Genomic DNA, 13,630 nt, shown 5'->3' on the forward strand with positions numbered 1-13,630 from the left:
GAACAATCACGCAGTCCGCCACTTCCGCGTTCGTTAGGGTCGGTTGAGTGCATCAGTCCCCGTCCCCCCACCAGCCGCCCGATCCGCCGGTCACGCCGCACGACCAGCAGCCGTGGTTCGACGGCGCGGCCGCTCCGGGGGGCCGGCCGCAGGCGCCGCAGCCGGGGCACCCCGGGCATCCGGGGCTCCCGGGATACCCGGGGTTCCCGGGACACCCAGGCCATCCCGGGCCGTGGGCCAGAAGCGGCCGTCTCAGCCGCCTCTGGGACAACAAGGCCCTGCGCGCGACCGCGCTCATCGGGCTGCTGTCGATCTCCGGCCTCGTCATCCTGGCCCTCGTCCGCGAGCAGACCGGCACCAAGGGTTTCCTGGTGGGGCTCGGCCTCGCCGTGCTGCCCGTACCGCTGATCATCTCGGTGTTCCGCTGGCTGGACCGTGTCGACCCCAAACCCTGGCGGAACCTGATCTTCGCCTTCGCCTGGGGCGCGTGCGCCGCGACGCTCGTCGCGCTCATCGCGAACGGCTTCGCGACGGAATGGCTCATGACGACCGTCGCCGACTCCTCGTCCCCCGGCGGCCGCGCCGACGCCGACACCTGGGGGGCCACGTTCGTCGCGCCGTTCGTGGAGGAGAGCGCCAAGGCGGCCGCCGTGCTCCTGCTCTTCGTGTTCCGACGACGCGACTTCAACGGGATCGTGGACGGCGTCGTCGCCGCCGGAATCACCGCCACCGGGTTCGCCTTCACCGAGAACATCCTCTACCTCGGCTCGGCGTTCGTCAGCGACCAGGAGTTCGGCTACTCGGGCATCCGCTCCACCACCGCCGCGACGTTCTTCATCCGCGCGGTGATGTCCCCCTTCGCGCACCCCCTGTTCACCTCGATGACCGGCGTCGGCTTCGGCCTGGCCGCCGCGGCCGCCGTCCACCAGCGCACCCGCCGCGTCCTGCTGCCGATCGTGGCGCTGCTGGCCGCGATGGTCCTGCACGGCCTCTGGAACGGCTCGTCCGCCCTCGGCGGCTACGGCTTCATCATCGTCTACGCCGCGTTCATGGTCCCCGTCTTCGGGCTGCTGACCTGGCTCACGGTCTGGTCCCGCACCAGCGAGCTGCGCACCATACGCGAGCAGCTCACCGCCTACCAGACCGCCGGGTGGCTCACCCCGCCCGAGCCGATCGCGCTGTCCTCGATGCGCGCCCGCGGCATCGCCCGCGACCTCGCCCGCCGCACCCAGGGCTCGGCGGCGGCCCGCGCGGTCGGCGAGTACATCGCCGCCGCGACCTCCCTCGCCTTCCTCCGCCGCCGCGCGTACCGGGGCACGGCGGGCCCGGACTTCACCACTCGCGAGCGCGAACTCCTCGACACCCTGTGGGAACGCCGCGACACCGCCCAGCCGGCCCTGGCCCACGCGGCCCTCTCCCTCCCCCTCCCCTACCCGGGCCCACCCCAGGGCCCCCTCCCCCCGCCGTACTGGCCCACCGGAGGCTACGGCTACGGCTCCCCGGACCAGGGTTACGGGTACGGCGGCCCCAGCCAGGGCTACGGATACTGCAGCCCCAGCCAGGGTTACGGGTACGGCTCCCCGGGTCAGGGGTACGGCTACGGCGGCCCCCAGCCGCCCCAAGCCCAGCAGACCCCGCACCCGACGTACGCCTTCCAACCGTCTTACGCCCCGCAGCTACCGGCGCTCCCGGCTCCCGTCCCGTACGGCCCCACAGGCCCGCAGGGACAATCGTGACCCTCGCCGCTGTGGGGGGCTCACGCTCAGGGACCTGGCCGAGGACGCGGGCACAGGAGGCATAGGACCCGGTTGGAGGATCGTTCCTGCTACTCGACCATTCCCCACGCCACGGCGGTGGGCGACCCGGCCCATCCATCTACCGTCTTCCACACAGAAGCGATACCCCGCTCTTCCAGGTAGGGCGCATACGCCTTGATGTCCTCGGTGAACAGCGCCAGCAGATGCGGCTTGGGTTGCCCCTTCTGCTCGTACAGGAAGTAGCTGTACTCAGAGAGTTGCCCCAGAGCTTCGCGCACTGCCGTGGTGGGGTTCCCCCGCTTGACGGTTTTGGCTTCCACCAGCCACTCCAGGTCGGCCTGCCTCAGCACGAGGTCTTTGGGATGCATCTTCTCGGTGATCGGTACGAAGCCCTGCTTGTCGATGTACTCACCGAACCCTGCGACCAGCAGCTCATGGCTTCGGGACTTGGTGATTGTTCGCTGAGGAATGTGCGCGACATAGTCGCTTCCATCCTTGGGCCGGAAACCGTCAAGCCCCTCAGGAGCCTTGGCTGCTCCGTTGGTTGTCTTGACACCCTCAGACGTCTTCTCATCGTTGAGTGTCTTCTCCACAGCGGCAGCATGCTGAAGGACTTCGGCCATGTGCCAGAGGTCTTCACGCAAGCGTGACTCAGATGGCATGGCGTCCAAGCCATAGGTCCGGGCAGCCACGCTTCCGGCCTCGTACGAAAGAGCACGTAGGGCGTCGCACTTGAAGTCCGGACGGCCCTCATACCCCGCCACCAAGTCCTTCGGCAGCCCGCCAAACAGGGCTTGAGCGCGTTCACTCAGGTATACACGGCGCTTCTCGCCTTCACCGAGTGCATCTGCCAACCATGTCACGCCCTGCTGGAGCGTGAGCGTCACGGTGCTGAGGTCAGCGGCAAAGATGTACGCCAGGTAGAGACCCCTCTTCGGATCGCGGGTGATGTCGGGGTCGTACACACCGATCCATGGCGTCTTGCTGGCGCCGCCACTACCTCCCTTACCTTCGGCTTCGAACCCTCCCGGCACGAGGTCGCCCCACAGGTTCTTCACCTCGCGGAGACGGTCTTGGGCGTAAACCCCCTTTGAAATCCCCTTCTTCCAGTCGTACGTGCTGGCCACGTCGAGGAGCAGGTCACGTATACCCATGGTCAAAACTATGCATTGCTGGTCTGACATCGACCGTCTTCGATCGCTTACGGTCATCACGCACCATGCAGTGCCAGCCTCGGTACGCCTCGAACTGTCGTAGGTCGCTGATAGAACGGTGTGTGGACTGGTGATACGAGGAGCCGCCGCCATGACTGATGCCTTCACCCACAGCGCAAGTCCAGCACCGGGCTTATATGAGCGGCTGATCACCGCTCGCGTCGAGGAGCAGCTGAAGACGCTGGACGCCGCAGGATGGAAGACCATCCAGCAGAAGGTCGGCGAGCACTCCACCCCTCACGTGCTCGCGCGCCACGTCGCCGATACGGTGCGGGAGATCTTCACTAGCCTGCCCCCTTATGAGCAGGTGATCGCGGCCAACCACATCCTTGAGTCGATCAGCGCGCTGGACGGGGCCAAGCAGTGGGTAGACCTGATCGCGGACGGGCCTCGGCAACTGATCGCCGTCGCCGAGCAGGAGGCGCCAGGTGTCTACTCCGTGCGCCCGGCCACGCCGCTCTCCGAGACGGCGCTGATCACCAACTCCCCCGAAGACCCGAACCTGGGCTTCGAGCTGCGGGCCGAGTTGGCCACCGCAGACCGAGTTGACCTGCTCTGCGCGTTCGTGAAGTGGCACGGCCTGCGCGTCCTGGAGGAGTCATTGAAGGCGGCGCGGGATCGCGGGGTGCCGATCCGCGTCATCACGACCACCTACATCGGAGCCACCGAGCGGACCGCCCTGGATCGGCTCGTCAGGGAGTTCAACGCCGAGGTCAAGGTCAACTACGAGCTGCGGTCCACCCGGCTGCACGCCAAGGCATGGCTGTTCCGGCGGAACAGCGGCTACGACACCGCGTACGTAGGCAGCTCGAACCTCTCCAGGAGCGCACTGCTCGACGGCTTGGAGTGGAACGTCCGCCTCTCATCGGTGGCGACGCCGCCGGTGTTGAAGAAGTTCGAGGCCACTTTCGACTCGTACTGGAGTGAGCCCTCCTTCGAGAGGTACGACCCCGACAGCGACGCCGCCCGACTGGAAGACGCGCTCACCCGAGCCAGCGGAAAACAACGGCCCGGCACCCACGCCATCAGCCTGTCGGGCCTCGAAGTGCGGCCCTACCCTCATCAGCAGGACATGCTCGAACGGCTCGACATCGAGAGGGACATTCACGGCCGGCACCGAAACTTGTTGGTTGCTGCGACGGGGACCGGCAAGACCGTCATGGCCGCGCTCGACTACAAGAAGCTGAAGAGGAAGCACCGGGAGCGCCCTCTCAACCTCCTCTTCGTCGCGCACAGGCAAGAGATCTTGAAGCAGTCGCTTCGCACCTATCAAGAAGTGCTCGATAATGCGAACTTCGGGGAGCTCCTGGTCGGAGGAGATGTGCCACAAGACTGGACGCACGTCTTTGCTAGTGTCCAGTCCCTCAACGCTCGATCCCTAGAAAAACTCGGTCCGGACCACTTCGACGTCGTGGTCATCGACGAGTTCCACCATGGCGTTTCCCCGACCTATCGACGCATCATCGATCACTTCGAGCCGATGGAGCTGCTGGGCCTGACGGCCACCCCAGAGCGCATGGACGGCCGAAACGTCCAAGATGAGTTCTTCGGCGGCCACATCGCCGCCGAGATGCGCCTGTGGGAGGCGCTGGAGAATGATCTGCTCAGCCCCTTCCACTACTTCGGCATAGCCGATAACACCGATCTCGAAGGGCTCACCTGGAAGCAGGGTTCGTACGACACGGGCGAGCTGGGCAAGCTCTACACGGGAAATCATGCGCGAGCTCGGCTCATCGTGAAGGCCGTGCAGGAAAAGGTGACGGATCCCGGCGCCATGCGGGCGCTGGGCTTCTGCGTCACCGTTGCGCACGCTCACTTCATGGCCGACTTCTTCCGTCAGGCTGGCATCAGTGCCCAGGCCCTTGATGGAACCACGCCCCCTGCGGAACGTGCCCAGGCCCTGAAGGACCTACGTGACGGCACGGTGCAGGTCCTGTTCTCGGTCGACCTCTTCAACGAAGGGCTCGACATCCCAGACGTGGACACCCTCCTCCTGCTCCGTCCGACCGCCAGCGCCACGGTTTTTCTGCAGCAGCTGGGCCGGGGCCTGCGACGGACTCCGGACAAGGCTGTGCTCACGGTCCTCGATTTCATCGGCCAGCATCGAAAGGAGTTTCGCTTCGAGGAGCAGTTCCGTGCGCTGACGAGCTTCACCCGCAACCGTCTCACCGAGCACATGGAGCGTGACTTCCCGCAGCTGCCCTCCGGATGCGAAATCATCCTTGACCGTAAGTCCAAACAGCGCATCCTGGACAACATCAAGAGCCAGATCAACGTCAACGTGCGGCAGTTGACGCAGGAGGTGGCGGCATACGCTGAACCACGTCTGGACGCCTATCTCCGTGAGAGTCGCCGCGAGCTCAAAGAGCTGTATCGCAGCAACAACTCATGGACACGCCTCTTGCGGCGAGCCCGGCTTCTAGCCGAGGAGCACCCCGAAGCCGAAGAAGCACTCCTCAAGCGAGTTTCGGCATTCCTCCATGTCGACGACCCGCAACGCGTCCATGCCTACCAGCGCATGCTTTCCGATGACGCCCCAGGGTACGACTCGCTGGATGCACCGGGGCAAGCGTACGCACGGATGCTCTTCTTCTCCTTGTGGCCGCTGGGAGGAGGATTCTCCAGCTACGCCGAGGGCTTCGCTTCGTTGCGCCAGCAGAGCGCCTTCCGAAGCGAGCTGAGCCAAGTACTCGCGTACAACCTGGAGCACACCGATCACTACCCGATCCCGCTCCTGGGCGACCATGATGGGATCCCGCTGGCCATCCACGCCTCCTACAGCCGTGAGGAAATCCTGCCCGCCCTCGGCCAGGCGGATGTAGACGGCTTCATGCCGGGGAACTTCCGCGAGGGGGTGAAGTGGTGCGAAGGGCTCCGGACCGACGCACTCTTGATCACCCTTGAGAAGGACGACAAGGACTTCTCACCACAGACCCGATACAAGGACTACGCGATGAGCCCAGATCGCTTCCACTGGGAATCGCAGAACCAGACATCGGAATCGTCGCCCACCGGCTTGCGCTATCAGCAACATCAGGAGCGCGGCACCCATGTGCTGCTCTTTGTACGGCGCTACAAGAAGACCGACATCGGTGGGCCGCAACCGTGGATGCTGCTCGGACCCGCTACGTACGAATCTCATGAGGGCAGCAAGCCGATGGGCATCGTCTGGAAACTCCAGCACACGTTGCCTGCCGATGTCTGGACGTACTCAGCCATCGCGGCGGGATAGCGGCTCAGCCGACCGCACCGAGTTCCGACTCAAAGTGCGTTTGGGCTCGGTCCAAGGCCGTGTCGGGATCGTGCCCATGGGCACGGAACCAATGGAGCACATCGGCGATCAAGGTAATCGCCGCCTCCTCCGCCACCGCATGACTCAGGGGCGACGTGGAGTGTGTCCGGAGGTGGGACTGGCCGTAGAGGGTGAGCAGAGCCTCGGCGCGATGCACCTGGGGTCGATCAACGTGGGTGTCGTTGCGCGTGAGCGCGGTGGCGATCTCGCACCAGGTGGTCTTTCCCCGCTCGGTCGGGATCACTCCCCAACGGTCGGTCACAGCAGCGACCAGTGCCAGCCCCCGACCCGACTCAGCCGTGGTGGCCGCGCTCAGCAGCGTGGGCAATGCACGGCAGTCCGGATCGCTCACTGCAATGCGCAGGAACGTGCCGTTCATGTCAACGCTCATGGTCGTCGGCGTCCCGAGGCCGACGTGAGTGATGACGTTGGCGACGAGTTCGCTGACGCAGATCTGTGCCGCCTCCACCACGTCAGGTAGGCCCCAGAGCGTCAAGTGCGTACGCATGATGCGTCTCAGCGCGGCCACTTCGCCGGGTTCCGCCAGAAAGGGAAGGTCCCACGCCTTCCTCTGCATGCACTGCTCAACAACCACGCGCTTCAACCCCTTGCCGTTGCGCCACACCAAGTGATCACTTAAAGCAATCGTGTGGTGCCTCTTGGTTACTTCATGTGAGAGCATGGCATCGACATATCCCGTCATGCAATGTGCATATACGGATTCGCCCGATTGAGTGACTGACGAATCGCCGAACGCCGACAAGACTGAACGGACGTCACCAGACTGAGGAGTTCACGTGTCCGGATCACCCACCGCACGACGTCGTCGCTTGGCGATCGAGCTGAAGAAGCTTCGTGAGGAGCACCAGCTCACCTGCGGCCAGGTAGGCAAGGAGCTGGACTGGAGCGGTTCGAAGGTCAACCGCTTGGAGACTGGCCAGGGTCGCGTACAGCCATCGGACGTCGACGCGCTCTGCCGCTTCTACGGAACCTCCGATGAGCTTCGCGAACTCCTCAGGGATCTGGCCAAGCAGTCCAAGGTGCGTGGGTGGTGGCATGCGTATGGCAGCGCCGTGCCTTCGTGGTTTTCGGTCTACGTCGGGCTGGAGCAGGCGGCCTCGGGGCTACGGACGTATGAGTGTGAATGCATTCCCGGGCTACTACAGACGGCTGACTACGCACGCGAACTCCGCCACGCCACATCTCCCTCAAGCACCGAGGACGTGGAGCAGGTGATCGGCGTACGGATGGAACGGCAGGCCCTACTGACGAATGCGACGCCTCCCGACCTATGGGCGATCATCCACGAGAGTGTCCTGCGACATGCGATCGGCAGCCCCAAGGTGATGCGTGAACAGCTCGAACACCTCCTGGAGGTCGCCCTGCTGAAGAACGTCACGATCCAGGTGCTGCCGTTCGATGCTGGCAGCTACCCTGCCGTTGGGGCGTTCAGCATTTTGAAGTTCCCCGAGCAAGAGGACCTTGACCTCGTATACCGCGACGGCCTGACCGACGCTGTGTATCTGGAGCGTCCGGAAGACATCGCTACATATTCGAATGCGTTTGACAACCTACGTGCGTTGTCCTTGAGTCCTCAGCGATCCAGCAACCTCATCAGGCATGCGATGCGAGGACTGACAGATGACTGACATAGCACCGCTCGTGTGGCACAAGAGCAGCTACAGCAACGGGGCCGGAGGCAACTGCGTGGAGACGGCGACGCTGCCGGACCACGAGACCGCCGTGCGGGACTCGAAGGAGCCGGAGCGGGGTGTGCTCGGGTTCTCGGCGGGGGCCTGGGGCGACTTCGTCGCGGCCGTGCGGGGCGGGCGGCTGGGCTGACGGCCCGGGGTGGACGCGGGCCCGCGCGCCCGGCCGGGCCGGAGGGCCCGCCGGGCGCGCGTGGCGCGTGGCGCGTGGCGCGTGGCGCGTGGCGCGTGGCGCGTGGCGCGTGGCGCGGGGCGCGGGGCGCGGGGTGCGGGGTGCGGGGCGCGGCGCGCGTGGCGTGGGGTGTGGGGCGTGGGGTGCGGGGGCTTACGGGTGGTACTTCTCCTCGACCGTCTCGGCCGCGCCGGACTTGCGGTCCATGGTGACGCGGACGGTCACGCTGTTGGTCTTGGCGGCCTTCTCCAGCTCGTCCACGGTGCACTTCGCGGTGCCGTAGCCGTCGTCGCCGATGCTCGCGCCGCCGGCGCCCCCGTCGTCGGAGCAGATCGCGGCCGCGCCGAGGATCTTCGTGGCGTTGGCGACCAGGAACGCCTGATCCGTGCTGCCGTCCTCGGGCTTGACGATCAGCTTGCCGGGGGCGAGGTACGACATCTTGCCGACGACCACCTTGTGGTTGCCCGCGTTGGCGACGCCGCCCCCTTCGGCGGGGGACTCGCCGCCGTTCTGGCCCTGGGTGGCGGAATTGTCCGAGGCGGAGGAGCCGCCACCGCTTGTGGACTGGGTCGAGGCGTCCTGCGAGGCGGGCGCCTTCGAAGAGCTGGAGGAGCTCGCCGCGCCGTCGTCGGGCCCGCAGGCGGTGGCGCCCAGGCCCAGCGCCGCGGCGGCGACGATGGTGGCGGCGATGCGGCGGCCGGCGCGGCCGCGGAGGCGGTTGGTGACGAGGTTCATGGTGCTTCTCCCGTTGCTCTGTGCTCTTGTGCCGTTTCCGGACGACCATCAGTCTCGAAGATCGAGTTGGCGTTCCACTAACGGACAACTAATGCGGTGCAACGCTCTGAGCAGGGAGGTAACAGCATGGCTGGAGTACCGGCGGGGCTGGTGGCCGCGGGTGGGCTGATCGGCGGGTACGGGGTGGCCCGGTGGACGAAGAGGCGGCCGCTCGGCGGGGTCGCGCTGGCGGCGGCCGGGGCCTTGGCCGCGAAGGGGTGGCGGGAGAAGGCGGGGAACGGGACGGCGGCCGTGTTGGGCGGGCTGTACGTGGCCGCGTTCGCCGGATCGCATCCGCTGGCGAAGAAGGTCGGGGCGTGGCCGTCCGTGTTCGCCGTGGCGGGCGGGGTCGGGCTCGCGTCCTGGGTGCTCGCCGACCGACGGGAGGGGTGACCCTTCGGGCCCTGGGCCAGCGGTGGGTTCGGCGCCGTCCGTACGCCGGCGCGACGGCGTACGGACGGCGCTGGACGCACCGCGAACGGGGCCGACGGCCAGTGGCGGCGGCTCTCGTCATGGGGCGTCGTGGGGGCCCGCCCATCGGTGCCCCGGCGATGGGGTGGACGTGCGACAGCGACCCGCCGGCGGCGCAGCGCGTCGCCGCCCGGTCCGCGCCTCGGCCGTCGGAAGCCGAACGCCGGGGTGCGCCAGGGGCGGGTCAGGCCGAGGCGGACGTCAGGAGGTCCAGTTCGGGCTTGGTGAGCCGGAGGTCGACCGAGGCCAGCAGGGCCGGGAGCTGGGCGGGGACGCGGGCGCTGGCGATGGGGGCGACCACGGTCGGCTGGGCGGCGAGCCAGGCCAGGGCGACGGCGGCGTGGTCGGCGTCGTGGTTGGCGGCCACGTCGTCGAGGGCGGCGAGGACCTTCTGGCCGCGCTCCGTCTCCAGGTGCTGGGCGGCGCCCGTGGAGCGGGCGCTGTCGACCGTGGTGCCGGGGCGGTACTTGCCGGTGAGGAAGCCGGACGCGAGGGCGTAGTACGGGAGCGTCGCCAGGCCGTGGCGGGCGGCGACGTCGGCCAGGTCGCCTTCGAAAGTGTCGCGCGAGACCAGGTTGTAGTGGGGCTGGAGGGCGACGTAGCGGGCCAGGTTCTCCTGGGCGGAGAGGGCCAGGGAGGCTTCGAGGCGCTCGGGGGAGATGTTGGAGGCGGCGATCTCGCGGACCTTGCCCGCCCTCACCTGCTCGTCGAGGGTGGAGATGATCTCCTCCACCGGCACCGACGTGTCGTCGTAGTGGGTGTAGTAGAGGTCGATGTGGTCGGTGCCCAGGCGCTGGAGGGACTCGTCCAGGCCGGACTTGATGGCGGAGGAGGAGAGCCCGCGGGGCTCCGGGACGCCGGCGCCGACCTTGGTGGCGAGGACGATGTCGTCGCGGTTGCCCCGGGAGGCGAACCACTTGCCGAGGATGGTCTCGGACTCGCCGCCCTGGTTGCCGGGGGCCCAGGCGGAGTAGACGTCGGCGGTGTCGATGAAGTTGCCGCCCGCCGCCACGTAGGCGTCGAGCACCTCGAAGGACTCGGCCTCGTCGGCCGTCCAGCCGAAGACGTTGCCGCCCAGGGCGAGCGGGAAGACGGACAGATCGCCGATGGTCTTACGGGTGTCAGTCATACGTCTTCACAACGCCCAGCGCGGAGGGGGTTATTCCACCGGAGGGGGCAGAGGGCGGAGAACGAACCGGCGGCCCTGGCGTCAAGGGGGGAGAGAGCGCCAGAGCCGCCGGAGCGAGGGGCCGCCGGAAGCGACGGCCGGATCAGCGGGTCACGGGTTCAGCCCGTGGTCGCGCAGCCAGGGCATCGGGTCGATCGGCGAGCCGCCGCCCGGCCGCACCTCCAGGTGGAGGTGGGGGCCGGTCACGTTGCCCGTGGCGCCGACGCGGCCGATGGTCTCACCGGAGGACACCGTGCCCGAGGTGACGACCATGGACGACAGGTGGCAGTACCAGATCTCGGTGCCGTCATCGAGCTTGAGCACGATGCGGTAGCCGTACGAACCGGCCCAGCCCGCCTGGGTGATGGTGCCGCCGCCCACCGCCTTGACCGGGGTGCCGGTCGGGGCGGCGAAGTCCTGGCCGGTGTGGTCGGCGGACCACAGGTCGCCGGCCTGGCCGAAGCCCGCGGTCAGGGTGTACGAGGCGACGGGGAGGGTGAACCCGCCGGCCGTGGACGTCTTGGCGGGGCGGTCGGCGGCGGCCTTGGCCGCGGCCTCCTTCTCGGCCTCCGCCTTCTCCTTCGCCTCGGCGGCCTTCTTCTTGGCGGCGGCCTCGGCCTTCTTCTGCTCGGCCAGGTCGCGGGCCTTGGCGGCGGCCTTGGCCGCGTCGTCGGCGGCGGCCTTGGCGGCGGCTCGCGCGGCGGCCTCGCGCCGGTCGTCGTCCGCGGCGGTCTGCTGACTCTCGGCCTGCCGCAGGATGCGGGTGCGCAGCGCCTCGCCCGAGTCGGTGGCGCTGGTGGTGAGGGTGGCCGCGGCGGGCTGGGAGGAGTCCTCGTCGCCGGCCATCAGGGAGCCGATGCCGGGCAGGTCCTTGGCAGCGGGCAGCTGGGCCTTGACCTCGTCGGCGACGTGGGCGAGGTCCGGCATGGAGATCGGTATGGCCGGCCGGTCCTTGGCGCTCGCCATGCCGCCCGCGCCGACCGCCGCGATGACGCCGACGCCGAGGACGGCGCCGCTGCGGGCCATGGTCCCGCCGCGCTGCTTGACGACGCGGTGCTTGCCGCGCAGCGGGGCGATGGACTCCTCGGTCGGGTTCCACTCGTCCCAGACGGCTTCTTTGGCGCCGGAGAAATCATCCCCTTCAGCGCCGAGGCCGATCGTGGGCCGGGCGCCGGCTCCGGCGTCGAAGCCGACTCCGTACGCGGTCGCGGTGCCGATGCCGGTACCGGACGATCGGTACGGGGCCTCGTCCAGTACGGACCTGTTGGACGCCACCGGGGCGCACTCCTTTCCTTCCCTCTCGCCTACCGGGTTAGCTGACGGGTTCGGAGCAGGAAGGTCTCCTACGGGTCAGGTTCGACCCGATTCACCCCAAGGTGGTGGTTCCCCGGTTCCCTGTGCCGCGGCTGCTACCACCGTGGTGCGTGGTGCTGCCGGTGGTGCTGTCGCTGCACGTACGGGATTCGGCGACGGCGCACGGTGCCGCCTCTGCGACGGCTGTGCCGACCGCGCTGCGTTATCGAACGTTAATAGAGAGCGCGACATGATTCCAAGCTCTTCTGAAGAATTCGCGCAGCTTTGGGATGAACTTAGTAAGCACCGAGGGACAAGTGGGGGCGTATCACCCCAGTTGAAAAGGGATGGCAAAAACCTCTGGAGAGCTGATCGTGCGTCAATCGTTATGCGCACCCGTCACGGTTGGCTACGGTCCGTGTCCACCGGCGGGCGGCGGCGTTCCGTTCGGTCCGGGCGGGCGCCGGACCGCGAGGAGTGCCATGTCGTCCGAGGCCTCCCCGCCCGCATGCCGCACGACGTCCTCCACCAGCGCGTCGAGCAGCCCGCCCGGCCCGGGGAAGCGGCGGCCGCGCAGCCGCTCCTCCGGTACGTAGAACGCGCCGTGCCGGTCGCGGGCCTCGGTCACCCCGTCCGTGAACAGCAGCAGCGTCGCGTCCTCGGGGAACCGCAGCTCCGTCACCCGGTCGGGCCACGCGCCCAGTTCGCCCATGCCCAGCGGCAGCGCGGCCGTCTCCGGCTCCAGGGACCGCACCTCGCCGTCGCCGGGCAGCAGCAGCGGCGGGGGGTGGCCGCGGTTGATGAGGCGGAGGGTGGAGTCGCCGCGCGGGATCTCGCCGAGGACGGCGGTGGTGAACCCCTCGAACGCTTCCAGCTCGGCCCGCCGCGCGCCCTCGCGCCGCAGTGCCCGCTCCAGCCGCCCCGCCAGCCCCTCCAGCGTCGCCTCCTGCTCCGCCGCCTCCCGGAAGGCGCCGATGAGGACGGCGACGACCTCCACGGCCTGCAGCCCCTTGCCGCGCACGTCCCCGACGAGCAGCCGTACGCCGTGCGGGGTGTCCTGCACCGCGTACAGGTCGCCGCCGATCGCCGCGTACCGCTCGGCCGCCACATAGCGCGCCGCGACGTCCAGCCCGGCGATGCGGGCGGGCGGTACGGGCAGCACGGCCCGCTGCGCCGCCTCCGCGATGCCGCGCGCCGAGGCCAGCCGGCGGTCGCCGCGGCGGACGACGCGGTTGATCACGAGCGCGAGCAGCGCGACGGTGGCCACCGTGGCGATCTCGGTCGCGGCCTGGGTCGGGTCCTTCACACCGTGCAGTTCGGCCAGCAGGCATACGGCGGTGAGGGCGAGGACCGCGGTGGCGACGGTCTGCCGCAGCGGGAAGAGGGAGGCGGCGGCCAGCGGGGCCGCGGCGAAGAAGGGGGAGGCGGTGTACGGGGCCGGGGCGGCGAGGTCGAAGGCGACGCCACCGAGCAGGAGGACGGCGGGGGTCCAGCGGATCGGCCGACGCCCCGCCGAGGCCTCGACGGCCTCCTCGGCGGTGACGAGTCCGGCGGCCACGCCCGGGGACTCGGCGGCGGCCGTACGGGCGGGCGCACGCGTGGGCGTACGGACGAGCCTACGGCCGTGCGTACGGGCGCCCGTACGAGCCCTGCTCCCTCGCACCCGCGCCACCGGCCTGTCTCGCTTTCGCTGGTTCGTGCCCCCGCCCTCAGGCTTCCGGTCGCGCGGGCGGGGTGCGAGCCGGTGGCGGCCATGTGGGTGCGTCACCGCACACACAAG

The 13,630-nt window shown here is 68.5% G+C and carries 11 protein-coding genes and 1 riboswitch; of the genes, 5 read left to right on the plus strand and 6 right to left on the minus strand.

What is annotated here, in order from left to right:
• Nucleotides 1-47: 47 nt before the first annotated feature.
• Entirely contained in the window at nucleotides 48-1,736 is a 1,689-nt protein-coding gene (locus ASC60_RS00175) for a PrsW family glutamic-type intramembrane protease (protein ID WP_055545451.1), read from the plus strand.
• 89 nt (nucleotides 1,737-1,825) lie between these two features.
• Here the strand turns inward: ASC60_RS00175 and ASC60_RS00180 are convergent, their stop codons facing one another.
• Nucleotides 1,826-2,911: an MrcB family domain-containing protein gene (locus ASC60_RS00180; protein ID WP_159043186.1), complete on the minus strand. Its 1,086-nt coding sequence runs from the start codon at nucleotides 2,909-2,911 to the stop codon at nucleotides 1,826-1,828.
• 151 nt (nucleotides 2,912-3,062) lie between these two features.
• On the opposite strand from ASC60_RS00180, the gene ASC60_RS00185 reads away from it, so the two are divergent.
• Nucleotides 3,063-6,203: a DUF3427 domain-containing protein gene (locus ASC60_RS00185; protein WP_055545455.1), complete on the plus strand. Its 3,141-nt coding sequence runs from the start codon at nucleotides 3,063-3,065 to the stop codon at nucleotides 6,201-6,203.
• Nucleotides 6,204-6,207: 4 nt separating this feature from the next.
• On the opposite strand, the gene ASC60_RS00190 is transcribed toward ASC60_RS00185, so the two are convergent.
• A complete protein-coding gene (locus tag ASC60_RS00190) occupies nucleotides 6,208-6,840 on the minus strand; it encodes an ATP-binding protein (RefSeq protein WP_055547032.1) in 633 nt (210 codons plus the stop codon).
• Between the two features lie 253 nt (nucleotides 6,841-7,093).
• Between ASC60_RS00190 and ASC60_RS00195 the strand changes: the two genes are divergently transcribed.
• The gene (locus ASC60_RS00195) at nucleotides 7,094-7,912 is read left to right on the plus strand and encodes a helix-turn-helix transcriptional regulator (protein WP_234356721.1); all 819 of its coding nucleotides are present in this window, start codon (nucleotides 7,094-7,096) and stop codon (nucleotides 7,910-7,912) included.
• Nucleotides 7,905-8,105: a DUF397 domain-containing protein gene (locus ASC60_RS00200; RefSeq protein ID WP_055545463.1), complete on the plus strand. Its 201-nt coding sequence runs from the start codon at nucleotides 7,905-7,907 to the stop codon at nucleotides 8,103-8,105. The genes ASC60_RS00195 and ASC60_RS00200 overlap by 8 nt, the downstream gene beginning before the upstream one ends.
• Before the next feature lie 192 nt (nucleotides 8,106-8,297).
• Here ASC60_RS00200 and ASC60_RS00205 read toward each other — a convergent pair whose 3' ends face one another.
• Nucleotides 8,298-8,879, minus strand: a complete 582-nt coding sequence (locus ASC60_RS00205; protein ID WP_055545465.1) for a hypothetical protein — start codon at nucleotides 8,877-8,879, stop codon at nucleotides 8,298-8,300.
• A 126-nt stretch (nucleotides 8,880-9,005) separates the two neighbouring features.
• Here ASC60_RS00205 and ASC60_RS00210 point away from each other — a divergent pair, with 126 nt between their 5' ends.
• On the plus strand, nucleotides 9,006-9,311 hold the full coding sequence (locus ASC60_RS00210; protein WP_199830832.1) for a hypothetical protein: 306 nt from the start codon (nucleotides 9,006-9,008) through the stop codon (nucleotides 9,309-9,311).
• A 262-nt stretch (nucleotides 9,312-9,573) separates the two neighbouring features.
• On the opposite strand, the gene ASC60_RS00215 is transcribed toward ASC60_RS00210, so the two are convergent.
• The 3 genes from ASC60_RS00215 to ASC60_RS00225 form a co-directional block, all read right to left on the minus strand.
• Complete coding sequence (locus tag ASC60_RS00215) at nucleotides 9,574-10,518, minus strand: aldo/keto reductase (protein ID WP_055545467.1); 945 nt, start codon at nucleotides 10,516-10,518, stop codon at nucleotides 9,574-9,576.
• Nucleotides 10,519-10,668: 150 nt separating this feature from the next.
• Nucleotides 10,669-11,832, minus strand: coding sequence for a M23 family metallopeptidase (locus ASC60_RS00220; protein WP_063787046.1), 1,164 nt, complete (start codon nucleotides 11,830-11,832; stop codon nucleotides 10,669-10,671).
• Between the two features lie 11 nt (nucleotides 11,833-11,843).
• Nucleotides 11,844-11,975, minus strand: a riboswitch (cyclic di-AMP (ydaO/yuaA leader).
• A gap of 284 nt (nucleotides 11,976-12,259) precedes the next feature.
• Nucleotides 12,260-13,513, minus strand: a complete 1,254-nt coding sequence (locus ASC60_RS00225) for a PP2C family protein-serine/threonine phosphatase (RefSeq protein ID WP_079038161.1) — start codon at nucleotides 13,511-13,513, stop codon at nucleotides 12,260-12,262.
• Nucleotides 13,514-13,630: the final 117 nt, after the last annotated feature.

The organism is Streptomyces sp. NBRC 110028 (genome assembly GCF_001417735.1).
GTDB lineage: Bacteria > Actinomycetota > Actinomycetes > Streptomycetales > Streptomycetaceae > Streptomyces.